The sequence below is a fragment of the Micromonospora vulcania genome (assembly GCF_042658605.1).
Taxonomy (GTDB): Bacteria; Actinomycetota; Actinomycetes; order Mycobacteriales; family Micromonosporaceae; genus Micromonospora; species Micromonospora vulcania.
Genome location: NZ_JBHSQS010000011.1, coordinates 19,218 through 41,663, shown reverse-complemented (window position 1 = coordinate 41,663; position 22,446 = coordinate 19,218). Strand labels below are relative to the sequence as shown.

Sequence of the window (22,446 nt, the reverse complement as noted above, 5' to 3'; positions counted from 1 at the left end):
GACGTTCGCGAGGGGTCTACCAGGGCAGGCGCGACGTACGACCGGTCGCCGGTTGACTACCCAACGTCGTACGGGGACGGCCCTGGTCTCGTGCTCGCCGCAAGGGCCGCGAGGGCAGGTGCGTACGACAGCACCAGTCGGGGTGCGGGTTAGGTCCCCCCGCCGGCGCCCGCACCCCGACCGCAACGAGCCCAAGGAGCTAACACGTGACCGACGCACGCTACGCAAGCAGCCCGCCACCAAGAAATTCAATCACGCCAACCGCGACCCAGCGCCCACTACCGCTCGTGGACCTATCGCAGCCCGACTCGCGGTTTGTCATCCACATCCCCTTCAAGGCCCCCACGCTCGGATGCGCGCTTGGAATAGCCGAGCGGCTCGCCGACTTCCTTGCCTTCATTCCGGAATTTGTGCCGAATGACACTTCGGTGAGTCTTGAGGACGACCAGCTTAATCAGCACCCCCTCTATTGCGGAAGCATCGTTCCCAGTCAGGGGCGGTGCCTGTATCTGTACGGCCACAGCGACCCGTGTAGCGCCATCTAGGAGTCGAATCTTGAGCCGCCTAACAGTTGGTCCGCGTGAATCAGCTAACCAATACGTGTTAGGGTTTCCGCTTCTATGAACGAGACCAGCATGCCCCGGCTTGTAAAAGTCACTGTTAATCTCACTCGGCCCACCGATGCTGCCCTAACTCGGCTTGCCGCTGGGCAGGGCAGCAGTCGAACTGACGCCCTTAACCGCGCGGTAAGGCTCGCCACTCTGCTGCACGAGATGGCACCAAACGGCCACTTCAAAATTGTATTAACAGATGGTTTGGAAAAGGATATTTACCTGGTCTGATATCGGAAGATGCCTCTTGTTCGAAGATGCACGGGAACCACGGATTGTATGATCAAAGGATCAATTGAGCAGAGCGGAGCGAAGTGGCTCGTCACGCAATAGTGGAACAATCCGATTTGGAATTGCAAGGGAGCCTTTAACTCCCGGCTCGACAGCTTGGCGTAACATGGCTTGGCATACGTCCGCAAATGGCTGTTCGCGGACGGTCAATACTGCTTCACGCATAGAGAGTTCGTCATTTTCGTTCCGAGCGATACTCCATCGCTCGATGCAGAGAATGACAACACGTAATGCTTGGACTCGGCCCCTCGTCAATAGGGGGCGGTTCAAGCCGCAGATCGAAATTGTCGCCGTGCCCTTATCGGTGAGCGGAGAGTAGGCACCCACGCCCAGCGACAGAAACATGTGATCGAAAGGATCTTCGACGGTAGGATCGATTAGAAGAGGTCTGCCTCGCATGTCTACAGGGAAAGAGTCCCGTTTCTGGTGACTATTGCATGCAGAGCATGCCAAGAGGTAGTTAAGCCAATCGAAGGTACGTGAGGGATTGCGGGCGATCGGCTCGAAGTGGTCGACGTCAGTGCCATGATTGTCGCCACAATACATGCAGTGTTCACGACCGGGTGCCATGTCAGAGAGGATGCGATGAACTGGATTCCTGACGTTAGACCTGGTGGTGGTTGACCTCCACAACGCGCGCGCCTTTGTGGCCCTTTCGGCTGTGATAACCGCAGAAATTTCACGCCCCAGTGCTGCCATGCGTGTTTCAAGCGACTCCGGGAGGTTGGGTCGCGAAATCCTAATCACTCTTCGCGCCCCAATTCGCGAAGATGGAGACGAGCGGCCACCTCTTCCGTTCTCGCGACAGGAGAGCTTGTTAGTGTTCTAGAAAGATCACGGTACCTTTCGGACTCCTGGCGAGTTGCGCGACCGGTGACAACGGCCGCTTCTAGCTGCACCAGTTCCGCTCGGAGAGCCTCAGCGCGCTCTGAATAGGGTGTGTCGAGGCCGAAGAGATCCGACATTACCGCATCGTCACCACTACCAAAAACAACTCTCTCGTACAAATCTTCATCGACCACACGTGGGGGTCGCATCTCCTCGGGGCCCGGCAGGCTAATTAAACCGCCGGGATCTGCTGATTGACAGATGTACGGACTATGAGTTGTAACGATGAATTGAATCTGAGGGAAATGGCCTTTCAGCCACTCGCCTATTCTCTTCTGCCAGGACACATGGAGGTGTGCGTCGATCTCGTCGATTATAACGACGCCTGGCGCTGTAATTCGCGGAGTGGCGCCACTGAAGTCAACGAGCAATTCACCATACGCTTCATGTATCTGTTTGATCAAGTCAACAACTAGAGAGGCGACAGTCCTGTATCCGTCGCTCATCTCTCGCAATGGGTAGAGGTGACCATCCTTGGTAACCCAGAGGCCTTCTGAATCTACTCTTGCAATATCGTAACCATCGGGTAGGAGTCCGTCTCTGAGAACTTCTATCGCTGCATTTTTAACCTCTTCGGCCCCCGGCCTCTCCTCTAGGGATCGAAGATGCTGCTCGATCAGCCATCCAACGCCCTCAGCCAGAGAGGCATCTTCATGGAAAAGACTAGCCAGGCGAGCTACTGGCCCTGGGCTCAGCATCAAGCGCTGCGCATTCCCGGAGCCGCCCTCTAGTCGCCTAAAGGGTCCGTAGGCCGCACAGAACCACCCGGTAGGGTTATCTTGCCAGGGCCCTCTACGTGGCACTGTCTTCGCTTTCGACTTCGGCTGATAGTCGACTAATGCGGGTTGAGCAAAACGCCTGGGGCCATGTTCCTCCTCCGATGGCGCAATCCATTCCAAGCCCGCCCAGAATGGTCCGTCTGGCAATCTTCCACCCTTGCCGCCGGTGCGGTCTACCTTTTGGTCATATACAACTTGAACTGCTGCCCTACCAAAAACGTGCCCTACCGATATCCAGTTCTCAAATCCGGGGACTAAGTTTCGAGCCACGGCGGGGCCGCTAATAGCTAGAGCCATCCCGCGCAGAAGAGATGTCTTGCCGGACCCGTTCCTCCCTGCAATTACCGTCCATCCGGCGTGCGAGGAGTCAGGCCGTTTAAGATCAAGTTCCACGCTCCGCTCGTCGTAAAACCCGCGAATGTCGGTAAGTCGCAGTTGAGATATGTACATGCAACAACTCTCTCCGTCGAACAATCCGGTTTCCGATTCCAATACCGCTGGCGACACCCCCATGTTACGGCGAAGCAACACATCCAAGTGCGTTCCACCTAACCAGACCCAGCCTCTGCCGCGAAGCCAGCGTTCCCAGCCCATTGTTCCATGCTGCTTGCTGCCGAATCACTCTGTATTGGATCAAGGCGCCGCGCTGCGCGCGGCGCGGGTGCGGTGGGCCGTCCGGCGGGAAGCCGCCCCGGACCGCTTCGCGGCCGGGGCGGGAAGCCACCGACCACCGCCGGGCAACCGCACCCGCGTGGAGCGGGGACCATCGCAAACCCGCATGTGGGTTGCTCGCTGGAGCAGGTCCGGTTGAGTATCCAGGTATGGATGCCGTCGTGCAGTGGGTCCGGACCTCGTGGACCAAGCAATCACGCGGTGGCACTGAGGCCGCCCGGCGGAATGCTGCCCCCGTCGCGTTCATGTTGCCGGTGCAGGCGGTTCCCCTCACTCACCTGGTCAACATGCGGGAGTCGAGCGCGTTCAGACCTGAGGAAACCCTGCGCGAGGATCCTGAACGCGACGTTCTCCTTCGCCTGGTCGATGAGCGGCTACGGGTCGAGTTGGTCGTCACGCCGTTCGGGATGCCCCGGCGCTATCGGCGCCCGCCCGCCGTACTGCTTCGTCGGGGTGAGTGGGTCCGGTGGCAGATCAACTACCGCTTCGTCGGGTCGTGTGGCGGTGACTGGTCCTACCGTCTCGACACCCTCAACCTCGCGTACGGACCGGTGCCGCTCGGTACCTTCCTCGGCGAGCCATCCCGCCAGGTCGACGAGCGCGCATTCCTGCGATAGGGCCGGACCTTGCTGGGGTGCACAGGTGGTTCGGAAGCCGGGCGGGGCTGGCCGCCGCCGGGGTTGGGGCTTCCGGCTGCCGCGCCAGTCCACACCCCGGACTGGCTTGCCACCGAGCGGGCCGGTACGGGTCCGCCTTACTCACCCAGGCGTACCCGGCCGCCGGGCGTGCCCCCTACGTGCCCGTCGCGCCGGGAAACCACGGGGAACCTCGGTCAACCAAGGGCTCCGTGACCAGGACCGCGAAGCGTTGACCTTGGGCTATGCCCAGGCCCCAGCGAGTTCCCAAGCTGACAGTGCGGGTTCGATTCCCGTCACCCGCTCCACACGAAGGCCCTGGTCAGGACGCGAGTCCCGGTCAGGGCCTTCGATCTTCGAACCCTCGGCGATCATGCTGGTGCCGTTCTCGGGCACCGTCCCGCAGGGGCATCAGCAGGTCGATCCTGTCGTGGCGGCGGTAGTACTCGATGCTCGGCCGGGTGTCGTCTCGCTCACCCGAGCGCCGCAGCTCTTCGAACGTTGGCGTGAGGAGGGCATATGCCGCCGGTTGCGGCCCACGCACCGTGGCGCACAGATAGCGGCCACCTGGAACGACGCCGAGAGTCAGGCCGAGGCGGGCGGCGTCGTCACCGGCTCGGACCTGAACACAGCAGCGGTAGACGTCCGAGTCATCGAACACGCCGAAGAACCTGCGCCCCCTCAGCGACCCGAGCATCGTCTCCAGACGATCCCAGGCCGGCCCGATCTCGTCGGAACCGTCCTTGGCCGTTACGAACATGACGGGCGTCTCGATCCGCTCCACCCGTCGGATCATCAGTCTCATTCCCGGTACTCCTTCGAGGTCCAGTCGTGTGATCCAGCGTGCGTGTCAGGTCGTCAGCAGTAGCCACGAGTCTGGAGGGATGTGCGGCTTGCCGGGAACAGCGCGCCGTTCCTCGCGGTGGCCCGCCGGGCAGACCTCGGCGGCGAGCTGGCGCCAGAAGCGGGCGGCGCCGGGGTTCTCCTCCTGGAAGGCCACCTCCCAGCGTCCGGTGTGGTTGGCGAAGAGTTGCTGGGCGGCGAGACGTCCGACGCCTGAGCGGCGCACACTTCGCACGACGAAGAACTCGGCGATGCGCAGCGGCTGGACTTCCAGGCCGGACACAAAGGCGAAGCCCACGGGCCTGGTGTCCTGGCAGATGAGGTAGCCGGAGCTGTCCGGGTTGTCGAGGTAGGTGGGCAAGCGGCCAGGGGTGAACACCCCCGTCTCGTCCGGCATAGTGCCCCGGAACTCGGACAGGTCGTGCCGGTACAGCTGCCAGAGCCGTTCCACGACGGGCACGTCGTCGGGCAGGACCGTCCGAAGGACGACGGGGCTCGGCATGCCGCCATCATGCCGGATCCACCGGACGCACAGGCCGACGTCCCGAGTCGCTCCGCGCCCCAAGGGTGTACGGAGGAATCAGCCCACCTCCGGTGGGCGGGGCCGCTGTCGCAGATAGATCCGGGCACGTGGCAGCGGGTCGTGGGCGTACTGCTCGGGCATTCGGTGTTTGTGAGCCGTGCAGAAGTCCCGAAGCGTCGACGTGATTGGCAGTAGTTCCCAGTCCGGTTCTGGTTCGTACTCCGCGGTGGCGCGCAGTAGCTCGGGCAACGGAGTCCAGCCGTCGTGGTCGAAGGCCCAGCTGCCGTTGCTGAGGATGACGTGGCTGACGTACGGCCTATCCCGTTGACGCAGTCCGACGATGCCGAAGCCGGCTGAGGCGTACTGCTCGGCGGCAACCCAGGCGAGCACGTGGCACGCGCCAGCCGCGAAGAACGCCTGGTCCGGCCGTTCCCAGGACAGCAGTTGATCGACGCGTTCAGCTTGGGTGCGGCGGAACCTGGCGGCAGGAATGTACGGCTGGCCCGGCAGGCGACCCGCCGGCGGCTCAGCCATCACCAGCCGCAGCCGATGCTGCACACTCGCACCCCTGTCACAGTGCGGTAGAGGCTAGCCTCCCCGGCGCGGGGGTGGGAGCCACCGCAGCTCGTGGGACAGCGGTAGTGGGGCGAGCACGTTAGGTTGTGGCGACCGGCGTCGCTGGACGCAGCAGCCGAGGAGACCTGACCCATGGACGTACGCAACGACCGCGTGCCCCTTGCCGATCCGGCCGCCGCCCGGCGCGGCGCCCGCAAGAGCGTCCTGGCAGGCACGGTCGTGTTCCTCGGTTTGACTGGTTTCACCGCGGGCGGCACAGCAATGGTGACCGCCGGTGAGTTGCCCGGGCTGCCGTTCGCCATCGGCGGTGCCGCCGCGCAGCTCTCGGTTGCCATCATCGTCGGGGCCGTGATCTACGCCCGTTCGGGAGCGACGAACGAATTGCTCAGGAACAGGCTGGCCCGATCCGGCCGGGTGATCCACCGGCTCAAATGGGGCCTGCTGGCTGTGCTCGTGGTGCTGACCACCTACGCACTGGCGCGTCTGGTCATGGGTGATCCCTGGACCCTGCTGACCGCCAGCATCATCGGCACCCTGCTCGCTCTGCTGTTCCGCGGCGCAGCCCTCCTTGGCCGGCGGTTCAACGAAGCGGCTACGCATGAAGCTCGTCACGAGTAGCGGGGCTCGCGATGAATCAGGGCCGTACGTCGTTGGACGATGGTTGGTCGATAGAGCTGCTCGGTTCCTGGACGCGGGGTCGCACCACGCTTGGCGGCACGACGTGGCACGCCCCGGGCCGGACGGTACGCGTCGCAACGGGAGGCGAATGGCGGTGCGCGGACGGTGCCAGCATCATCGCCTCGCTCGATGCCGAGCTGCCACCGAACCCGACCGGCAAGGTGGGCGAGGGCGGTAGCGGTGGGATCGGTCATCGCGCCGCTTGGCTCTACCGTCACGACGGCGAGGTCAAATACGTCCTCTACGGCTACAACTTCGTCGACGCCACATACCTGCAAACGGTCTTCACCAGCGCCGACACCACGCACCTCCGGTGGGCGTTCGACGCCTGGCGGTCAGTGGCTCGATCGCTCGACTGACAGTGCCGGTCCCGGCCCAGGCTTCCCGACGCAAGCTCAATACTCGCCTGGCGAACCGGGTCGGAGCCGCAGCTTGCCGTCGCGCATGTTGTCGATCATCCAGCGGGCGTACCCGCTGGCCTGTACGACTGGCTCGGTCCTCGACTTCGGAGTGTGCGCCGGCAGGAGTTGCCTGACGAGCCGCGCGATCGCGTCGCGGGTATCCGCCAGCTCGGCCGTCATCGCACGCTCACGGTCGCACAGCCGCCGCAACTCGTCGTGGCGCCAGTCGTCCGAGGGAGTCGGCATTCGAGACACGCTGGAACCGTAGGGGAACCGGCAGGCCATGTCGCGTCCTTTAGGTCGCAGATTGAGCAGGGTCAACGGGGACTAGCGCCGTCGAGGTTGGTGCGGTAGGCATCCGTGCCGGCTAATGTCCGGCCTGGAGGTGGTCCCGTGTTCACCGAAGCGTTTCCGATCGTGACTACGCACGACCTGCCGCGGTTGATCGCGTTCTACCTGGAGGTCGTGGGCTTTGAGTTGACCTACCGCTTTCCGGATGACGGCGATCCCGAGTTCGTCGCGCTCCGGCTGGGCAGCAGTGAGTTGGGCCTGGCCGCCGACCCGGATGCCGGCGGCCCTTCCCATACCTGCCGTTGGGAGCTGTGTGTCTATGCCGATGACTGTGACGCGGCCATGGAAGTACTGCGGGCGGGCGGCGCGACGGTGACCGAGGAGCCGGCCGACCAGCCGTGGGGCGAGCGCTCCGCGCGGGTCACCGATCCCGACGGCAACCGTCTGCTGGTGCTGTCCCGCCTGTAGGTGCCGGTCGCCGATGGTCAGCCGACCGTCGTCGGGCCACCGCCGCTACCCCGGTCGTCGAGCACGAGCGCGGCGCGACCACCGACCTTGTAGCGGATGTGGGTCACCTGCGGCGTGGAGATGACGCGGGTCGGCGTCAACTCGATCGCCTCCTTCTCGTCCAGGTCGAGGTCCGCGTCGAACAGCCGCAGGCCGGTGCCGAGCACGACCGGTACGACGTGCAGCTCCAACTCGTCGAGCAGGCCAGCCTTGATGACCTGCCGCACCAGGCTGCCGCCCCCGGCCACCGCGACGTCCTTGCCACCGGCGGCGGCGCGCGCCTGCTCGACGGCGCTGGCCACGCCGTCGGTGACGTACGTGAAGCTGGTGCCACCGCCGCGCAGCAGGGTCTCGCGGGGGCGGTGCGTGACGACGAAGACCGGCGCGCGGAACGGCGGCTCGTCGCCCCACGGCACCTCACCGCCGTCCGCCATCCGACGCCCCATTACGTACGCGCCGGCCGCCCCGAAGGACTCGGCGACCACGTCCGAGTTGGTGTCCCGCTCCCCGCCGGCGAAGCCCTGCCGCTCGCGCCACGCCGACGCTTCGGTCACCCAGCGGGTGACCCGGAAGAACGCGGCGCTCTCGGCGGAGTCGATCCAGTCGCCGTCGCCGCTGTGCACCGGGCCGGCGTAGAAACCGCCCACCGACACCGACAGCTGTGCGGTCACCTTCGTCATCTCGGGTGGTCCTCTCCTCGGGCGACACCCCGTCCGGGTGCCCGCTCACCGAGGGGTCGGAGCCGCCGAGGGAACCCCTACAAACCGCCAGAGTGGCGGGCGTCACATCAGCCGGTCGGTGGCGGCGGAACTACGCCCTGCGGTCGGTGATCGCCGCCTCGATCCGTAGGCCGATGCCGGTCAGGATGAGCAAGGCGGCGAGGATGTGCGCCTTGAGCCCGTGGTAGCCGGACGACAGGCTGAGCAGCGTGGTCATGAAGCCGGCCACCAACGACACGGTGCCGAGCGTTCGTACCGTGCCGATCCGCCGCGCAGGTAGGTCCACGATGAGACGGTAGCGAAGAACCGGCACCGCCGGCGTCCCCGGTCTAGCTGGCGAGCTCCCTGTTCGAGGCGGTGCCAGCGGCGGCAATCGACCGGGTAACGGCCCGACGCGGCTAGGCTGGCGATCATGCGGATTGGCATCGTGATCCTGCCGGATCAGCGCTGGACGGAGTCGCAGCGCCGCTGGCGCCAGGCCGAGGAGTGGGGCTTCGACCACGCCTGGACGTACGACCATCTGGGCTGGCGGGACCTCGTGGACGGCCCGTGGTTCGACTCGATGGGCACGCTGACCGCCGCCGCCACGGTGACCTCGCGGATGCGGCTGGGCACCCTGGTGGCGTCGCCGAACTTCCGGCACCCGGCCGCGTTCGCCCGGCAGATCACCACGCTGGACGACGTGTCCGGAGGCCGGCTGCTGCTCGGTCTGGGCGCCGGCGGCATCGGCTTCGACTCGGCGGTGCTGGGCGGCGAGACCCTGCCGCCGCGCCAGCGGGTCGACCGGTTCACAGAGTTCACCGAATTGCTGGACCTGATCCTGCGGGAGGACGGCACGACGTGGCGCGGCGACTGGTTCGCCGCGGTGGACGCCCGGAACAATCCCGGTTGCCTCCAGCAGCCCCGGGTACCGTTCGTGGTGGCCGCCAACGGGCCACGGTCGATGCGGCTGGTGGCCCGCTTCGGTCAGGGCTGGGTGACCACCGGGACCGGTGACGACAACGACCTGGAGAGCTGGTGGGCCAGCGTGACGGCACTGTCCGCGCGGCTGGACCGGACGCTGGATGAGGCCGGCCGCGATCCGGCCACTCTGGACCGTTACCTGTCACTGGACTCGGCACCGGTCTTCTCGCTCAGCAGTGCGCAGTTCTTCGCCGACCAGGTCGGCCGGGCCGCCGGGCTCGGCTTCACCGACGTGGTGACGCACTGGCCACGGGCCAGCAGCTGGTACGCGGGCGACGAGGCCGTCCTGGCGGACGTGGCGACCCGGCTGCTGCCCGAGCTGCGCGGCTGACTGACCGGGGCTCAGGTGCCGAGGTCGCCGCTGGCCACGCCGCCCTCGCCGGCGGAGACCAACCGCAGTCGGAGGCAGACGATCGGGGTGTCGTCCTCGACCGGGGTGCCGAGCCGCGCCCAGTAGGCCGAGTGACCGGCCCGCCACTCCTCGATCGAGCGGTCTCCTTCGCCCTCGGCCCGGGCGAAGTCCCACGGCACGTCGGCGAAGCGGACCACCTCCACGCCGGTGATCTCCACCAGGCCGGCCAGCGCGTCGTCGTCATCGACCAGGGCCAGCCGTTCGCCGACCCGTTCCAGCTCCTCGCCCTCCTGCGCGTATTCGGCGAGCCGGCCGGCGGTCGCGGTCTTCACCCCGGCCAGCACCAGGGTGTTCAGGGTCTCCCGCAGCTCGCCGGGGGTGCCGAGGGCGAGCGCGCGCAGTTCACCGATGCGAGGCCACATCCTGCCGAGGCTAGGCGAGCGTGGCCCGCGCCGCCGCCGTAATACGCGGGCCTCCGATCAGATCAGTTGACCGGCGTAGCCGGCGGCGGCGAGCAGCCGGTCGTCGCCGGTGGCGGCGTGCGCGTCCAGCACCGCGTCGGCGAGCTTCACCACGTGCTCGTCGCCGTGCCGGGCCGCGCGGGCGAAGACCTCCGCCGGGGGTGCGACCGGCACGGTGGGCGGCGCGATCCCGTCCGCTGGGGCGTACACCGAGGTCATGGCCGCCGTCGCGGCCCAGGCCGCGGCGAGGCTCGGCGCCCAGAGCGCCCGATCCAGGGCCGGCAGGGTACGCAGCACGGCCGTCGGTGCGGTCACCGCGTGCACCAGCATGACCGGCGCGGCGTGCCCGAAGCGCAGGTAGTCCAGGCCGGCCCGGTGCACCAGCGTGGTGAGCCCCCGCTCCGCCTCGGCCGGCGTCCGCGCGGGGCGCAGCGCCGCGAGCGCCGGCTCCCACCGGGGTACGCGGGGCAGCCGGCCCAGCCGATCGAGGATGCCCCCGGAGCGGTCGTCGATCCGGGGCAGCCCGGCCAACGCGGTGGCCACATCCACCGCACCCCGATCGCCGGAGTCGTTCGGCTGATCCCCCGCCGCCAGGTCGATGAGCCGGTCGGCACCGGGCACCGGCTGCCAGCGGGCCGCCCAGTAGCCGAGCGCCTGGCCCAGTTCGGTGCGGCGTTGCGGGCCGGCGTCGGGTGTGTCGAGGGCGCGTACGGCGTGCCCGACCCGGATCACGCCGTGGGTGGCGCCGGCCGCGATGCCGGGCAGCAGGCGGGGCCACCAGGTGCCGAGCACCTCCCGCCAGGGGTGTTCGCGCAGTTGCCGGTCGAAGTACGCCAGCCAGTCCCCGGCCCGTTTCGGGTCTCCCAACGCCGCCCGCCAGTCGTCGATCGGGCGCAGCCCGCGAGGCAGTTCGTCGAGTCGGCCGAGGTAGTGGTCGAGCCAGCGGTGCACCCGCTGCTGGTGGCCGTGCCGGGCCAGCGCCTCGACGGCCATCGGCCCGTGGTTGGACAGCCAGCCCTCGTACTCCGGGCCGGTGTGGTGGAGTCGCTCGTACGCCTCGTCCAGGATTCCGTCACTCATCCATCGATCGTCCGGCTTGAAGCGAGGTTGAGGTCAACCCGGCAGATCCGCGCCGGTCACCAGCCCGGTGATCCGCAGTTCGGCCGCGACCTCGGGTGGGCAGTCGACGGCAACCACCGAGGTGCCCAGCACCTCGGCGCCGCGTGCCGCGCAAATGTCGTAGAGGGCGCGGATCTGCGCCCCGGTCCGTACCCAGTCGTCCACCACCAGGACCCGGTCGCCGGGGCCGAGGTGTCGGTCCCGGACCGCCAGGTCGACCTGCCGGCCGCGGTAGTCCGGCGGGCTCTGTGCCCAGGTGAGCGGCCCGGCGGGCAGCCGTCCGTCACCGGGTTTGTAGGCGGCCACGAAGCCGACACCGAGGGCGGTGGCGGCCAGTGGCCCGAGCAGCAGCCCGGTGACCGCCGGGGCGAGCACCACGGTCGGCTGGGCGGCCCGGTACGGCGCCGCCAGGGCCGGTCCCAGCTCGGCCAGCACCGCCGGGTCCCGCCACCAGCCGGAGATGTCGCTGACCAGGTGGCTGGTGCCCGGACCGGGGTCGATCCAGCGGAACAGGGTGACGAGGCGTTCGGTCAGATTGGCGGCCATTCGCCCATCCTGCGGTACGCACTCCCGACGTGTCGGCACCCGGGCCGGCCGGCCCACCCCACCTCGGATGATCGGCTACACGTACCAGTGCAAATACGGGCATACCACAATGATCACGTTGACTTCGGAAGTACTTCTCTCGTTACGGTCCGACCCGGTTTGTTCATTCGACGAAAGGACCGGGCCGGTGGCAGGTAGGCACTCCCGTACCCGCATCTTCTCCTCTCCGGCGGGCATCGCGGCCACCGCGGCGGTCGGCGTCGTCCTCGCCGTCGGGGGCACCGTCGGTGCCGTGCAGCTGACCTCGGGCTCCGCCCAGTCCGGGACGGCCGCTGTCGAGTTCACCCCGACCGTCGCCGCCAGCAGCCTCGCCCCCACCTCGCCGGCCGCCTCCCCGAGCGCCAGCGCCTCGCCGAGCGCGACGGCCAGCCCGTCCGCGAGCCGGTCGGCGCAGGCCGCCTCCCGGGGCCGGACCCGCACCGCCGCGCCGAAGCCGAGTGCTACCGCGAAGAAGACCACGGCGGCACCGAAGGTGCTGGAGAGCGGCTCGTGCGGTGCCTCCTTCTACTCCGATGGTCAGCTCACCGCGAACGGCGAGTCGTTCAACCCGAACGCGCTGACGGCCGCGCACAAGACGCTGCCGTTCAACACCAAGGTCCGGGTGACCAACCCGGCCAACGGCAAGTCGGTGGTGGTCCGGATCAACGACCGCGGTCCGTTCATCGACGGCCGCTGCCTGGACCTCTCCCGGGCCGCGTTCGCCACCATCGCCTCGGTCGACGTGGGCGCGCTCACGGTGCGCTACGAGGTGCTCGGCTGAGCGGTACGGGCGGTGTTGATCCGGTCGCGCACCTGGGCCGGGTGGACAGAACTCTCTCGGACGACGGGCCAGGTTCATTCACCCGTGCACGCGGATCAGGCATGCTGTTCCTCGTACCCACGCGACTCCTCCAGTCGGGCCGCCGCCGCCCACTGAGCCCCGGATCCCGCGCCGGCCTCGGCGCGGCCCTCGGTCTGCTCGCGATCGTCTCGGCGGTGGATCTGGCGGACGGCCGCTCGGCGCACTACGTCGCGCTGCTGGTGGCCGCGCCCCTCCTGGCGGCCGCCGTGGCGTCCTGGCGGGTGGTGCTGGGAGTGGGCGTCGCGGCGACCCTGATCGGGGCCGGCTTCGCTCTGGCCGATCCGGAGATGTTGCTGGCCACCTCGGTCAACGCGGTCGGGGTGGCGGTCGCCACCGGGCTGGCCGCGGCGGTGGCCTGGGTGCGGCAGCGGCAGGCGGAGCAGATCGCCGAGTTGTCCAAGCTCGCCGCGGTGGCACAGCAGGCGGTGCTGCGCCCGCTCGGGCCGCAGGTCGGCACGCTTGCGGTGGCCGGCCGCTACATCTCCTCCACCGCGACGGCCGAGATCGGCGGCGACCTGTACGAGGCGATCGACACGCCCTACGGCGTACGCATGATCATCGGTGACGTACGCGGCAAGGGCCTGGACGCGGTCCGGCTGGCCAGCATCGTCCTCGGGTCCTACCGCCACGTGGCCTACGAACGGGCCGACCTGCGCGCCGTCGTCACCGACCTGGACCGCGCGGTGGCCCGCAACGTCGGCGACGAGGACTTCGTGACCGCGGCGCTCGTGGAGGAGCGCGGCGGCACGCTCACCATCGTCAACTGCGGGCACCCGCCGCCGCTGCTGCTGCGTCGGGGCGCGGTGATCCCGCTGGAGCCACCGGCGCCGGCGCCCCCGCTCGGGTTCATGCCGGTGGTCCGTCCCCGGGTGGAACGCCTGGAGCCCGGCGACCGCCTGCTGTTGTTCACCGACGGCCTCGGCGAGGCTCGGCGGGACGGCGAGTTCTTTCCCACCGCCGACCGGGCCTGGCGACTGCTCGGCCACGGCACCGTCGCCGACGGGTTGGCCTCGCTGGAGACCGCTCTGGTCGAGTGGGTGCAGGGGCGGCTCGACGACGACATCGCGCTGGTCCTGATGGAGTACGTCGGTGCCCGGACCGGCGCGACGGCGGCCGTACCCAGCTGGGAGGTCGGCGCCGCCGAGAGCTGACCGGTCGGCCCGAGCGCTGCGGCGCGCGAGTGTGTAATGGCCGTCACTTGGTCGATCGGCTTGTCGGTGGCTACCCGCGAGTAATACAGTCGGGGTTACTGATCGGTAACACCTGTCCGGAAGCGGGGCCAGTGAGCATGACCCACTACAAGAGCAACCTCCGGGATCTCGAATTCAACCTGTTCGAGGTCTTCGGGGCGGACCGGGCGTTCGGCCAGGAGCCGTACTCGGATCTCGACACCGACACCGCCCGCAGCTTCCTCGCCGAGGTCGACCGCCTCGCCCGGGAGGATCTGGCCGCCAGCTACACGGACAGTGACCGCAACCCACCGGTCTTCGACCCGGCCACGCACACCGCGCCGCTGCCGGAGTCGTTCAAGAAGTCCTACCAGGCGTTCATGGACTCCGAGTTCTGGCGGCTGGACCTGCCGCCCGAGCTGGGTGGCACCAACGCCCCGCGCGCCCTCTGGTGGGCACTCGCCGAGCTGGTGCTCGGCTCGAACGCTCCAGTCTGGATGTACGCCTCCGGTCCGTCCTTCGCGCACGTGCTGCACGTCGAGGGCACCGAGCGGCAGCGGCAGTGGGCCAAGCTCTTCATCGACAAGCAGTGGGGCTCCACCATGGTGCTCACCGAGCCGGACGCCGGCTCGGACGTCGGCGCCGGTCGTACCCGGGCCATCCAGCAGCCGGACGGCACCTGGCACATCGAGGGCGTCAAGCGCTTCATCACCTCGGGTGAGCACGACCTCAGCGACAACATCGTGCACTACGTGCTGGCCCGCCCGGTGGGCGTGGAGGGTGTCGGCGGCCCCGGCACCAAGGGCCTGTCGCTCTTCGTCGTGCCGAAGTACCACTTCGACGAGACCACCGGCGAGCTGGGCGAGCGCAACGGCGTCTACGCCACCAACGTCGAGCACAAGATGGGCCTGAAGGTCTCCAACACCTGCGAGGTGACCTTCGGCGAGCACGGCGTACCGGCCAAGGGCTGGCTGCTGGGCGACAAGCACGACGGCATCCGGCAGATGTTCATGATCATCGAGTACGCCCGGATGATGGTCGGCACCAAGGCGATCGCCACGCTCTCCACCGGCTACCTCAACGCCCTGGAGTACGCGAAGAACCGGGTGCAGGGCGCCGACCTGATCCGGCAGGGCGACAAGACCGCGCCGCGGGTCACCATCACCCACCACCCGGACGTGCGGCGCTCGCTCCTGCTGCAGAAGTCGTACGCCGAGGGTCTGCGCGCCCTGGTCCTCTACACCGCCACCTGGCAGGACAAGGTCGCCATCGCCGAGGCGGCCGGCGACGAGAAGGCCACCAAGCTGGCCAAGCGGGTCAACGACCTGCTGCTGCCGCTGGTCAAGGGCGTCGGGTCGGAGCGTGCGTACGAGCTGCTCGGCCACGAAGCGCTGCAGACCTTCGGCGGCTCCGGCTTCCTCCAGGACTACCCGCTGGAGCAGTACGTCCGGGACGCCAAGATCGACACCCTGTACGAGGGCACCACCGCCATCCAGAGCCTCGACCTGATCTTCCGCAAGATCGTCCGGGACAACGGTAAGGCGCTGCTGGCGGTCGCCGGCGAAATCCAGGAGTTCATCTCCTCCGAGGCGGGCAACGGCCAGCTCAAGGAGGAGCGTCAGGCGCTCGGCAAGGCGCTCGCCGAGATCCAGAACATCCTCGGCGTACTGACCGGCTGGCTGGGCGAGGCGCAGGGTGGCGACACCCGCGCGCTCTACAAGGTGGGGCTGAGCAGCCGGCGGTTCCTGCTGGCCATCGGCGACCTGGTGGTCGGCTGGCTGCTGCAGAAGCAGGCCGACGTGGCGCTGAAGGCGCTGGCCGGCGAGGTTTCCAGCACCGACAAGGCGTTCTACACCGGCAAGGTGGCCGCTGCCCGGTTCTTCGCCCGTGAGGTGCTGCCGCGCATCGGTGCGGACCGGCGGATCATCGAGGGTGCCGACCTCGACATCATGGACCTCCCGGAGGAGGCCTTCTGACCGTTCCACGGCACGCCTGAAGGCTCCGGGTCGCACCACCCGGCGCCGACACCGACGGCCGGTGGGGCAACTGCCCCACCGGCCGTTGCCGTGTCCGGTTCCGGCGTCCGCCTGCCGGGTTCGTGTCGCTCCCGGCCCCCGCATTGGGCGAGCCCGGTCGGGTACGCGGGCGGCGTGGCGGGTAACCGTCGCATGACCACGACAGAGCACGCCCAGAGCCACCGCACGGGGGAGTGCAGCGCACATGGGTGTAGGAAGCGGCATCTTTCTGATCGCGATCGGCGCAATCCTGACCTTCGCGCTCAGAGCCAACGTCTGGTGGATAGACGTACGGGCGGTCGGCTGGGTGTTCATCCTGGCCGGGTTGGCCGTGCTGCTGACCACGGTCTGGTTCTGGCAGGACCGGCGCAAGCGCGCCCGGACGCTCATCGTGGAGGAGAACCGGCTCTCCCACCCCACGGCGATGATGCCGCCGCCGCCCGATCCGCCGCCACCGACCGCGCCGCCCTCCTGAGCCGCGTACGACTGAGCCACCCGTCGAGCATCGGCGGGTGGCTCAGCCGCGTGCGGTGTGCCGTTCGGTGATCGGCGCGCCCGCGCGCTCCAGCTCCGACCAGCCGAGCGTGCTGCGGTGCACCGCCACCTCTGCGGTCCGCAGACCCTCCTCGGCTGCCCCCTCCGGGTCGAGCAACGCGGAGAGCAGCGAGATGCCCGGATTGTGGGCGATCAGCAGCACCGTCCGGGCTGCCGGCTCGACGGTGCGGACCAGCGCCAACAGCTCCTCGGGGTGGGCGTCGTACGCCCCGGGCTCGTAACGCACGCTCGGGCGGGGACCGCCCGGCCCGCCCTCCGGCGGCGAGCCGGTCATGCCCATGGCCACCCCGTGCCAGGTCTGTCGGGTACGTCGGGCCGTCGAGCAGAGCACCACGTCGGGTAGCAACCCGTGGTGGGCCAGCCAGGCGCCGGCCGCCTCGGCATCGGCGTGCCCGCGCGTGCTGAGCGTCCGGTCGGCGTCGTCCATCTCGTCGCTACCCTGCTCGGCCTTCGCGTGCCGGAGCAACACCAGTGTCCGCGTCTCGGCGTGAGCGTCCGTCATGCCCCCAGCTTGCCCGATTGGCGATCTTCGTGCCGGGGTATGTCGATGGGTGCCGCACCCCTACCGACGGCCGCGGCGGGACGTACGCCAGGTTAGAGCCGAGGAGCGAGACATGGGCATTGGTGGCAGCATCTTCCTGATCGCGTTGGGCGCGATCTTCGCATTCGCCGTGGAGGCCGATCTGGGCTGGCTGAACCTGGCCGTGGTCGGCTGGGTGCTGATGCTGGCCGGAGTCGCCGGCCTGCTCGTCACCCTCTACTTCTGGAGCAGCCGCCGCCGCACGGTGGTCGCCGCCGGTCGCTACCGACCGGGTGGTGGCCGACCGCGTGGTGCCGGTCCAGGACGACCAGGTCATGCGGGAGTACCGCGAGGTGCGCCGACCGGGCCGGCCGGTCTGACCCTTCGCTCGCGCACTCCGGGGTCCCGCAGCGTGGCGGGGCCCCGGCTCGCGTGTGCGCTCAGGCGAACAGGGCGAAGTAGATCGCGATGTGGTGGCAGAGCGCGGCCAGCAGGGTGCAGGCGTGAAAGAACTCGTGGTGCCCGAAGACGGTCGGCCACGGGTTGGGCCGGCGCAGCGCGTAGAACACCGCGCCGACGCTGTAGACCGCGCCGCCGACGATCAGCAACACCAGAGCCGCGACGCCGCCACCGTGCAGGATCTCCGGCAGCATGGCCACCGACACCCAGCCGAGTGCCAGGTAGAGCGGCGCGGAGACCCAGCGCGGCGCGTGCGGCCAGACCACCTTGAGCGCCACGCCGGCCAGTGCGCCGCCCCAGACCAGGGCCAGCATCACGGTGGCCGGACGGGCGTCGAGCAGCAGCACACAGAACGGCGTGTACGTGCCGGCGATGAACACGAAGATCATCGAGTGGTCCATCCGGCGCATCACCTGGTAGCCACGCTCGGACCACACTCGACGGTGGTACAGCGCGCTGGTGCCGAAGAGACCGCAGACGGTCAGGCTGTAGACGACGCAGCTCACCAACGGCGCCCAACCCGGTCGGTTGGCGGCGATCGAGCAGAGCACGATGCCGCAGACCAGGGCGACGAAGAAGGCGTACGTGTGCAGCCAGCCGCGCATCCGGGGCTTACCGATGTCGACTGGCTTCAGTCGGAGCGGGGCTGAGGTGGTCACGCCATCAGGTTACGGCACCGTAGGTTACTTACAAGTAGTCGTGTTGGTGACGCCCGGCACCACCACCGTGAACACCTGCCCGGCACGACATCGGCGAGGATGAGCGGATGCGGATCCGACCCGTCGGGGCGCACGCCCTGCTGCTCGACTGCACCGCCTCCGCCGACGTACCCGTGCCAGCCCTGGTCGAGGCGTGGCGGGCCGAGCTGTGGCGACGCCGTACGCAGGGCGAACTGATCGCCGCCGAAATCGTGCCGGCGGCCAACACCGTTCTGCTCGACGGCCTGCCCGACTCGGTGGCCACAGCCGAGCTGCTGTCCCGCTGGGCACGGACGGTCACCGCCGCCGTCGAAGGCGAGGATGCGACCGGCCGGGTGACCGCCGACGCGGAGGTGGTCGTACCGGTCGACTTCGACGGCCCGGACCTGCCGACGGTCGCCGAGCACTGGGGGGTCGACGTGCCGGCCGTGCTGCGCCGGCTGACCGACACCCGGTTCCGGGTCGCCTTCTGCGGCTTCGCCCCCGGGTTCCCCTACCTGACCGGGCTGCCCGCCGAGCTGGCGTTGCCCCGGCTGGCCACCCCCCGCCCCCGGGTTCCGGCCGGCTCGGTCGCCCTCGCCGGCCCGTACGCCGGCATCTACCCGGGCGCGTCCCCCGGTGGCTGGCTGCTGGTGGGCCGCACCGACCTGGTGCTCTTCGACGTGCACGCCGACCCGCCGGCCCGGCTCGGCCCGGGCGCGCAGGTCCGGATGGCGGCGGCGTGACCGGGCCGGTCGAGATCGAGGTGCTCCGCGCCGGCGCGCTCACCACCGTGCAGGACCTGGGTCGGCCCGGCTGGGCGCACCTGGGCGTACCCCGCTCCGGTGCCCTCGACCCCGCCGCCCTGCGGCTGGCCAACCGGCTGGTCGGCAACCCGGAGCACGCCGCCGGTCTGGAGATCACCCTGACCGGCTGCGTGCTGCGGCTGACCCGGGCCGCCACCGTGGCGATCACCGGCGCGGAGGTGGCCGTGCACGCCGGCGACCGGCCCGGCGACACCGGCCGACCGCTCAGCCTGCCGGCCGGTACGGTGCTGCGGATCGGCCCCGCCCCCCGGGGCGTACGGAGCTGGGTGGCCGTGGCGGGCGGAATCGACGTACCGCCGGTGCTCGGCAGCCGGGCCACCGACACTCTCTCCGGGCTGGGGCCTCCTCCGCTGCGCGACGGGGACCGGCTGCCGCTCGGGCAGCCGCTGGGTGAGCCCGCACCGGTGGACCTGACCGTCGGCACAGCCGCCCCGGCCGAGCTGCACCTGACGCTGCATCCCGGCCCTCGTGACGACTGGTTCACGCCAGCCGCGTTGGACCGGCTGTTCGGCACTGCGTACACCGTCAGCCCGGTGAGCAACCGGGTCGGCGCGCGGCTCGCCGGCGCGACGCTGCCCCGCGCGATCGCCGGCGAACTGCCCAGCGAGGGCATCGTGCTCGGCGCGGTGCAGGTGCCTGCGGACGGACAACCCCTGATCTTCCTCGCCGACCATCCGACCACCGGTGGATACCCGGTCATCGGGGTGGTGTCCGACGTGACCCCGCTCGCGCAGGCCCGGCCAGGTACTACCGTCAGATTCCATGGACCTCAACGCTGACCTGGGCGAGGGATTCGGCATCTGGCGGCTCGGCGACGACGAGGCGCTGCTGGACCTGGTCACGTCCGCCAACGTCGCCTGTGGCTTCCACGGCGGCGACCCGTCCACGATGCGGCGGGTCTGCGAGGGCGCGGCCCGGCGCGGGGTCGCGGTGGGCGCGCAGGTCGGCTACCGGGACCTGGCCGGCTTCGGTCGGCGGCGCATCGAGTACGACTTCGCCGAGCTGCGCGACGAGGTGACCTACCAACTGGGTGCGCTCAGCGCGTTCTGCCAGCTGTTCCGCACCCGGGTCCGCTACCTCAAGCCGCACGGCGCGCTCTACCACGCGGCCAGCACCGACGAGTCCCAGGCGGCGGCGGTGGTCGCCGCGGTCACCGGCCACGACCCCGAGATGCCGGTGCTCTGCCTGCCCGGCTCGATGCTCGCCCAGCTCGCCGTCGGCGCGGGCCTGCCGGTCGTCGCCGAGGCGTTCGCCGATCGCGGCTACCTGCCCAACGGGGCCCTGGTGCCGCGTGGTTCACCCGGCGCGCTGGTCACCGACCCGGAGCAGGTGGCCAACCGGGCGCTACGGATGGCCACCGAACGAACCGTGGTGGCCGTGGACGGCACCGTCATCCCCTGCCCGGTGCAGTCGATCTGCGTACACGGAGACACTCCCGGCGCGGTCTCCGCCACCGAACTGGTCCGGGCCACCCTGATCGACGCCGAAGTCCCGCTGGCCCCGTTCGCGTGAAAGGAAGGGTCCCTTGTTATCGGATTTTGTATAACAAGGGACCCTTCCTTTCAGCTAGGCGTCGAGGCCGCGCAGGACCAGCGGGAGCCGGGTCGCGGCGCCGTCGACCACCCGGACCGGTACGCCCCAGTCCTGCCGGGTCAGGTGGCAGGCTGCGTGCTCGACGTCCGCGTCGCAGGTCGCCGCCTGGGCGGTCACCTGGAGTACCCCGCCGGTGACGTCGCCGTTGAGCACCAGCCGGCGGGACAGTTCGGTGCCCGTGCCGGCACCCTCCACCAGCAGCTCCGGCGGGGACGCCGAGACCACCAGCCGGGTCGACGGCCCGTACGTCTCGTCCAACTTCTGCCCCGGTGCGGGAGTGAAGACGATGTCCAGGGTGACCTCGCCGGCCGGGACGTCGGTCGGCTTCCGCTCGGTGCGGTGCCGGGGGCCGTCCACCGTGCTGGCGCCGGCGGCGGACAGCGCGCCCGGGGCCAGTCGGGTCAGCCGGTGCGCGGCGGACTCCACCACCAGCACCTCGCCGGCCGGGGTGAGCACCAGGTCGCTCGGCTCCGCGAGCCCGTCGGCGACGGTGGAGACCTGGTTGCTGGCCGGGTCGAAGCGGCGGACCGCGCCGTTGTACGTGTCCGCGATCAGCACCGAGCCGTCCGGCAGTGCGCACACGCCCAGCGGATGCTGGAGCAGCGCCGACTCCGCCGGCCCATCCACGTGACCGAAGTCGAACAGGCCCTGCCCGACGGCGGTGCCCAGGACGCCGTTCTCGACGTACCGGATGGCACTGCTCTCGCTGTCGGCGACCCAGAGCCGGGCGCCGTCCGCCGAGACGGAAAGCCCGGACGGCTGAGCCATCCACGCCTCGTCCAGCGGGCCGTCGCGCAGCGCCTCGACCGTGGTGCCGGCGTACATGCCGGCGGTCCGCTTGATCGGGTCGAACCACCAGAGCTGGTGGATGCCGGCCATCGCGATGATGACTTTGTCGTCGTACCAGGCCAGGTCCCACGGGGAGGAAAGATCCACGGCGATCGCGTCGTGCGCGTGGTCGTCGACCTCGGCGCGCCACTGCCGGCCGCTGCCGGCCACCGTGACCACCTCACCGGTCTCCAGGCGTACGCCGCGTAGCAGGTGGTTGACCGTGTCGGCGACCACCAGGTCGTAGCCGGCCACCTCGGCGACGTGCGTGGGCAGCAGGCAGAGGCCCTGCGGTTCGGAGAAGGTCGCCGCCCCGGCCGGACCGTCGGCCCGGCCCCGGTCGCCCGAGCCGATCCGGCGAATCGGAGTCTCGCCGTCCGGGCCCACCTCGACCAGGGAGTGCCGGGCCGAGTCGGAGACCAGCAGGTTGCCGTCCGGCAGCAGCACCGCCTTGCCCGGGAAGCGCAGCGCGGTCTCCGGTGCGGGCGGCGGGACGTACGGGCCGCTGCCCCGGTGCAGGGTGCCCTTGGCCTCGTGAGTGGCGATCAACTCGTCGATCAGCCGGGCCAACCCCTCGGCGTGACCCTCGCCGGCCATGGTGGCCACCACGTAACCCTCCGGGTCGATCACCGACAGGGTCGGCCAGGCCCGGGCGGCGTACTGCTGCCACATGTCCAACTCGGGATCGTCGAGTACGGGGTGGTGCACGCCGTACCGTTCCACGGCGGCGGCCAGCGCGTCGGCGTCCTTCTCGTGCTCGAACTTCGGCGAGTGCACGCCGATCACGACGAGCACGTCGCCGTACTTCTCCTCCAGCGGGCGCAGCTCGTCGAGTACGTGCAGGCAGTTGATGCAGCAGAAGGTCCAGAAGTCCGCCAGGACGATCTTGCCGCGCAGGTCGGCGAGCTTCAGATCGCGTCCACCGGTGTTCAGCCAGCCCCGACCGCGCAGCTCGGGGGCCCGTACTCGTGCACTCATGCACCTATCGTGCCTGACCACCGGCCCACCATCCGCCGGAGGGGGCCGAGCCACCGAGATGGGCGCGAC

At 69.3% G+C, this 22,446-nt stretch carries 28 protein-coding genes and 2 pseudogenes; 15 read left to right on the top strand and 15 right to left on the bottom strand.

Translation table 11 applies throughout. The features are described 5' to 3' along the window. The first annotated feature begins 206 nt into the window (after positions 1-206). The gene (locus ACFQGL_RS19395) at positions 207-545 is read left to right on the top strand and encodes a hypothetical protein (protein WP_377513588.1); all 339 of its coding nucleotides are present in this window, start codon (positions 207-209) and stop codon (positions 543-545) included. A gap of 75 nt (positions 546-620) precedes the next feature. Further along, positions 621-842, top strand: coding sequence for a ribbon-helix-helix protein, CopG family (locus ACFQGL_RS19390; protein ID WP_377513587.1), 222 nt, complete (start codon positions 621-623; stop codon positions 840-842). A 60-nt stretch (positions 843-902) separates the two neighbouring features. Here the strand turns inward: ACFQGL_RS19390 and ACFQGL_RS19385 are convergent, their stop codons facing one another. From ACFQGL_RS19385 to ACFQGL_RS19375, 3 genes and pseudogenes are all read right to left on the bottom strand, one after another. Then, a complete protein-coding gene (locus tag ACFQGL_RS19385; RefSeq protein ID WP_377513788.1) occupies positions 903-1,448 on the bottom strand; it encodes an HNH endonuclease in 546 nt (181 codons plus the stop codon). Between the two features lie 197 nt (positions 1,449-1,645). Continuing rightward, a complete protein-coding gene (locus tag ACFQGL_RS19380; protein WP_377513787.1) occupies positions 1,646-2,488 on the bottom strand; it encodes an AAA family ATPase in 843 nt (280 codons plus the stop codon). Between the two features lie 363 nt (positions 2,489-2,851). Continuing rightward, a pseudogene (locus tag ACFQGL_RS19375) lies at positions 2,852-3,019 on the bottom strand (AAA family ATPase); the annotation flags it as partial. 476 nt (positions 3,020-3,495) lie between these two features. Here ACFQGL_RS19375 and ACFQGL_RS19370 point away from each other — a divergent pair. Continuing rightward, entirely contained in the window at positions 3,496-3,858 is a 363-nt protein-coding gene (locus ACFQGL_RS19370) for a hypothetical protein (protein WP_377513586.1), read from the top strand. Between the two features lie 358 nt (positions 3,859-4,216). On the opposite strand, the gene ACFQGL_RS19365 is transcribed toward ACFQGL_RS19370, so the two are convergent. From ACFQGL_RS19365 to ACFQGL_RS19355, 3 genes are all read right to left on the bottom strand, one after another. Then, complete coding sequence (locus ACFQGL_RS19365) at positions 4,217-4,660, bottom strand: GyrI-like domain-containing protein (RefSeq protein ID WP_377513585.1); 444 nt, start codon at positions 4,658-4,660, stop codon at positions 4,217-4,219. 66 nt (positions 4,661-4,726) lie between these two features. Beyond that, positions 4,727-5,221: a GNAT family N-acetyltransferase gene (locus ACFQGL_RS19360; RefSeq protein WP_377513584.1), complete on the bottom strand. Its 495-nt coding sequence runs from the start codon at positions 5,219-5,221 to the stop codon at positions 4,727-4,729. A gap of 78 nt (positions 5,222-5,299) precedes the next feature. After that, positions 5,300-5,800, bottom strand: a complete 501-nt coding sequence (locus tag ACFQGL_RS19355; RefSeq protein ID WP_377513583.1) for a hypothetical protein — start codon at positions 5,798-5,800, stop codon at positions 5,300-5,302. A 150-nt stretch (positions 5,801-5,950) separates the two neighbouring features. On the opposite strand from ACFQGL_RS19355, the gene ACFQGL_RS19350 reads away from it, so the two are divergent. Continuing rightward, positions 5,951-6,436 (top strand): hypothetical protein, encoded by a 486-nt coding sequence (locus ACFQGL_RS19350; RefSeq protein ID WP_377513582.1) that lies wholly within the window; start codon positions 5,951-5,953, stop codon positions 6,434-6,436. 11 nt (positions 6,437-6,447) lie between these two features. Then, positions 6,448-6,855 (top strand): hypothetical protein, encoded by a 408-nt coding sequence (locus tag ACFQGL_RS19345; protein ID WP_377513581.1) that lies wholly within the window; start codon positions 6,448-6,450, stop codon positions 6,853-6,855. A gap of 36 nt (positions 6,856-6,891) precedes the next feature. Here ACFQGL_RS19345 and ACFQGL_RS19340 read toward each other — a convergent pair whose 3' ends face one another. Next, the gene (locus ACFQGL_RS19340; RefSeq protein WP_377513580.1) at positions 6,892-7,143 is read right to left on the bottom strand and encodes a hypothetical protein; all 252 of its coding nucleotides are present in this window, start codon (positions 7,141-7,143) and stop codon (positions 6,892-6,894) included. 147 nt (positions 7,144-7,290) lie between these two features. Here ACFQGL_RS19340 and ACFQGL_RS19335 point away from each other — a divergent pair, with 147 nt between their 5' ends. After that, positions 7,291-7,656 (top strand): VOC family protein, encoded by a 366-nt coding sequence (locus ACFQGL_RS19335; protein WP_377513579.1) that lies wholly within the window; start codon positions 7,291-7,293, stop codon positions 7,654-7,656. A 17-nt stretch (positions 7,657-7,673) separates the two neighbouring features. Here ACFQGL_RS19335 and ACFQGL_RS19330 read toward each other — a convergent pair whose 3' ends face one another. Together ACFQGL_RS19330 and ACFQGL_RS19325 are read right to left on the bottom strand one after the other, a co-directional pair. Then, positions 7,674-8,375 carry a dihydrofolate reductase family protein gene (locus ACFQGL_RS19330; RefSeq protein ID WP_377513578.1) on the bottom strand — a complete coding sequence of 234 codons (702 nt, stop codon included), beginning with the start codon at positions 8,373-8,375 and terminating at the stop codon, positions 7,674-7,676. Between the two features lie 130 nt (positions 8,376-8,505). Continuing rightward, entirely contained in the window at positions 8,506-8,700 is a 195-nt protein-coding gene (locus ACFQGL_RS19325; protein WP_377513577.1) for a hypothetical protein, read from the bottom strand. A gap of 126 nt (positions 8,701-8,826) precedes the next feature. On the opposite strand from ACFQGL_RS19325, the gene ACFQGL_RS19320 reads away from it, so the two are divergent. Next, complete coding sequence (locus ACFQGL_RS19320) at positions 8,827-9,708, top strand: LLM class flavin-dependent oxidoreductase (protein WP_377513576.1); 882 nt, start codon at positions 8,827-8,829, stop codon at positions 9,706-9,708. Between the two features lie 11 nt (positions 9,709-9,719). Here the strand turns inward: ACFQGL_RS19320 and ACFQGL_RS19315 are convergent, their stop codons facing one another. The 3 genes from ACFQGL_RS19315 to ACFQGL_RS19305 are packed head-to-tail and all read right to left on the bottom strand — an operon-like array spanning position 9,720 to position 11,855. Continuing rightward, entirely contained in the window at positions 9,720-10,151 is a 432-nt protein-coding gene (locus tag ACFQGL_RS19315) for an ASCH domain-containing protein (protein WP_377513575.1), read from the bottom strand. Positions 10,152-10,208: 57 nt separating this feature from the next. Further along, positions 10,209-11,270 carry a questin oxidase family protein gene (locus ACFQGL_RS19310; RefSeq protein WP_377513574.1) on the bottom strand — a complete coding sequence of 354 codons (1,062 nt, stop codon included), beginning with the start codon at positions 11,268-11,270 and terminating at the stop codon, positions 10,209-10,211. 33 nt (positions 11,271-11,303) lie between these two features. Continuing rightward, positions 11,304-11,855, bottom strand: coding sequence for a phosphoribosyltransferase family protein (locus ACFQGL_RS19305; protein ID WP_377513573.1), 552 nt, complete (start codon positions 11,853-11,855; stop codon positions 11,304-11,306). Positions 11,856-12,042: 187 nt separating this feature from the next. Between ACFQGL_RS19305 and ACFQGL_RS19300 the strand changes: the two genes are divergently transcribed. The 4 genes from ACFQGL_RS19300 to ACFQGL_RS19285 all read left to right on the top strand — a co-directional run bounded on the left by ACFQGL_RS19300 (position 12,043) and on the right by ACFQGL_RS19285 (position 16,415). Further along, positions 12,043-12,675 carry a septal ring lytic transglycosylase RlpA family protein gene (locus ACFQGL_RS19300; RefSeq protein WP_377513572.1) on the top strand — a complete coding sequence of 211 codons (633 nt, stop codon included), beginning with the start codon at positions 12,043-12,045 and terminating at the stop codon, positions 12,673-12,675. A 101-nt stretch (positions 12,676-12,776) separates the two neighbouring features. Then, positions 12,777-13,907, top strand: coding sequence for a PP2C family protein-serine/threonine phosphatase (locus ACFQGL_RS19295; protein WP_377513571.1), 1,131 nt, complete (start codon positions 12,777-12,779; stop codon positions 13,905-13,907). A 137-nt stretch (positions 13,908-14,044) separates the two neighbouring features. Beyond that, positions 14,045-15,901 (top strand): acyl-CoA dehydrogenase, encoded by a 1,857-nt coding sequence (locus ACFQGL_RS19290; RefSeq protein WP_377513786.1) that lies wholly within the window; start codon positions 14,045-14,047, stop codon positions 15,899-15,901. A gap of 244 nt (positions 15,902-16,145) precedes the next feature. Continuing rightward, the gene (locus tag ACFQGL_RS19285) at positions 16,146-16,415 is read left to right on the top strand and encodes a DUF6458 family protein (protein WP_030487564.1); all 270 of its coding nucleotides are present in this window, start codon (positions 16,146-16,148) and stop codon (positions 16,413-16,415) included. 42 nt (positions 16,416-16,457) lie between these two features. On the opposite strand, the gene ACFQGL_RS19280 is transcribed toward ACFQGL_RS19285, so the two are convergent. Next, positions 16,458-16,997: a SixA phosphatase family protein gene (locus ACFQGL_RS19280; RefSeq protein ID WP_377513570.1), complete on the bottom strand. Its 540-nt coding sequence runs from the start codon at positions 16,995-16,997 to the stop codon at positions 16,458-16,460. A gap of 112 nt (positions 16,998-17,109) precedes the next feature. On the opposite strand from ACFQGL_RS19280, the pseudogene ACFQGL_RS19275 reads away from it, so the two are divergent. Beyond that, a pseudogene (locus ACFQGL_RS19275) lies at positions 17,110-17,395 on the top strand (DUF6458 family protein). 60 nt (positions 17,396-17,455) lie between these two features. Here ACFQGL_RS19275 and trhA read toward each other — a convergent pair. Continuing rightward, complete coding sequence (gene trhA, locus ACFQGL_RS19270; RefSeq protein WP_377513569.1) at positions 17,456-18,133, bottom strand: PAQR family membrane homeostasis protein TrhA; 678 nt, start codon at positions 18,131-18,133, stop codon at positions 17,456-17,458. A 107-nt stretch (positions 18,134-18,240) separates the two neighbouring features. Here trhA and ACFQGL_RS19265 point away from each other — a divergent pair, with 107 nt between their 5' ends. From ACFQGL_RS19265 to ACFQGL_RS19255, 3 genes are read left to right on the top strand one after another with little or no spacing between them, the layout of a single operon-like run. Further along, positions 18,241-18,897, top strand: a complete 657-nt coding sequence (locus ACFQGL_RS19265; RefSeq protein WP_377513568.1) for a 5-oxoprolinase subunit B family protein — start codon at positions 18,241-18,243, stop codon at positions 18,895-18,897. After that, positions 18,795-19,757: a 5-oxoprolinase subunit C family protein gene (locus ACFQGL_RS19260; RefSeq protein ID WP_377513785.1), complete on the top strand. Its 963-nt coding sequence runs from the start codon at positions 18,795-18,797 to the stop codon at positions 19,755-19,757. The genes ACFQGL_RS19265 and ACFQGL_RS19260 overlap by 103 nt, the downstream gene beginning before the upstream one ends. Beyond that, positions 19,741-20,490: a LamB/YcsF family protein gene (locus ACFQGL_RS19255; RefSeq protein ID WP_377513567.1), complete on the top strand. Its 750-nt coding sequence runs from the start codon at positions 19,741-19,743 to the stop codon at positions 20,488-20,490. The genes ACFQGL_RS19260 and ACFQGL_RS19255 overlap by 17 nt, the downstream gene beginning before the upstream one ends. A gap of 54 nt (positions 20,491-20,544) precedes the next feature. Here the strand turns inward: ACFQGL_RS19255 and ACFQGL_RS19250 are convergent, their stop codons facing one another. Then, positions 20,545-22,377, bottom strand: a complete 1,833-nt coding sequence (locus ACFQGL_RS19250) for an NHL domain-containing thioredoxin family protein (RefSeq protein ID WP_377513566.1) — start codon at positions 22,375-22,377, stop codon at positions 20,545-20,547. Positions 22,378-22,446 lie beyond the last annotated feature (69 nt).

What these genes read in the sequence shown, in the direction of transcription:
- ACFQGL_RS19310 (WP_377513574.1), bottom strand. Translation starts at nt 11,270, where the DNA reads ATGAGTGACGGAATCCTGGACGAGGCGTACGAGCGACTCCACCACACC.
- ACFQGL_RS19380 (WP_377513787.1), bottom strand. Translation starts at nt 2,488, where the DNA reads ATGCTGAGCCCAGGGCCAGTAGCTCGCCTGGCTAGTCTTTTCCATGAA.
- ACFQGL_RS19350 (WP_377513582.1), top strand. Translation starts at nt 5,951, where the DNA reads ATGGACGTACGCAACGACCGCGTGCCCCTTGCCGATCCGGCCGCCGCC.
- ACFQGL_RS19295 (WP_377513571.1), top strand. Translation starts at nt 12,777, where the DNA reads ATGCTGTTCCTCGTACCCACGCGACTCCTCCAGTCGGGCCGCCGCCGC.
- ACFQGL_RS19320 (WP_377513576.1), top strand. Translation starts at nt 8,827, where the DNA reads ATGCGGATTGGCATCGTGATCCTGCCGGATCAGCGCTGGACGGAGTCG.
- ACFQGL_RS19290 (WP_377513786.1), top strand. Translation starts at nt 14,045, where the DNA reads ATGACCCACTACAAGAGCAACCTCCGGGATCTCGAATTCAACCTGTTC.
- ACFQGL_RS19280 (WP_377513570.1), bottom strand. Translation starts at nt 16,997, where the DNA reads ATGACGGACGCTCACGCCGAGACGCGGACACTGGTGTTGCTCCGGCAC.
- ACFQGL_RS19305 (WP_377513573.1), bottom strand. Translation starts at nt 11,855, where the DNA reads ATGGCCGCCAATCTGACCGAACGCCTCGTCACCCTGTTCCGCTGGATC.
- ACFQGL_RS19330 (WP_377513578.1), bottom strand. Translation starts at nt 8,375, where the DNA reads ATGACGAAGGTGACCGCACAGCTGTCGGTGTCGGTGGGCGGTTTCTAC.
- ACFQGL_RS19390 (WP_377513587.1), top strand. Translation starts at nt 621, where the DNA reads ATGAACGAGACCAGCATGCCCCGGCTTGTAAAAGTCACTGTTAATCTC.
- ACFQGL_RS19285 (WP_030487564.1), top strand. Translation starts at nt 16,146, where the DNA reads ATGGGTGTAGGAAGCGGCATCTTTCTGATCGCGATCGGCGCAATCCTG.
- ACFQGL_RS19340 (WP_377513580.1), bottom strand. Translation starts at nt 7,143, where the DNA reads ATGCCGACTCCCTCGGACGACTGGCGCCACGACGAGTTGCGGCGGCTG.
- ACFQGL_RS19265 (WP_377513568.1), top strand. Translation starts at nt 18,241, where the DNA reads ATGCGGATCCGACCCGTCGGGGCGCACGCCCTGCTGCTCGACTGCACC.
- ACFQGL_RS19345 (WP_377513581.1), top strand. Translation starts at nt 6,448, where the DNA reads ATGAATCAGGGCCGTACGTCGTTGGACGATGGTTGGTCGATAGAGCTG.
- ACFQGL_RS19360 (WP_377513584.1), bottom strand. Translation starts at nt 5,221, where the DNA reads ATGCCGAGCCCCGTCGTCCTTCGGACGGTCCTGCCCGACGACGTGCCC.
- ACFQGL_RS19255 (WP_377513567.1), top strand. Translation starts at nt 19,741, where the DNA reads ATGGACCTCAACGCTGACCTGGGCGAGGGATTCGGCATCTGGCGGCTC.
- ACFQGL_RS19315 (WP_377513575.1), bottom strand. Translation starts at nt 10,151, where the DNA reads ATGTGGCCTCGCATCGGTGAACTGCGCGCGCTCGCCCTCGGCACCCCC.
- ACFQGL_RS19250 (WP_377513566.1), bottom strand. Translation starts at nt 22,377, where the DNA reads ATGAGTGCACGAGTACGGGCCCCCGAGCTGCGCGGTCGGGGCTGGCTG.
- ACFQGL_RS19385 (WP_377513788.1), bottom strand. Translation starts at nt 1,448, where the DNA reads ATGTATTGTGGCGACAATCATGGCACTGACGTCGACCACTTCGAGCCG.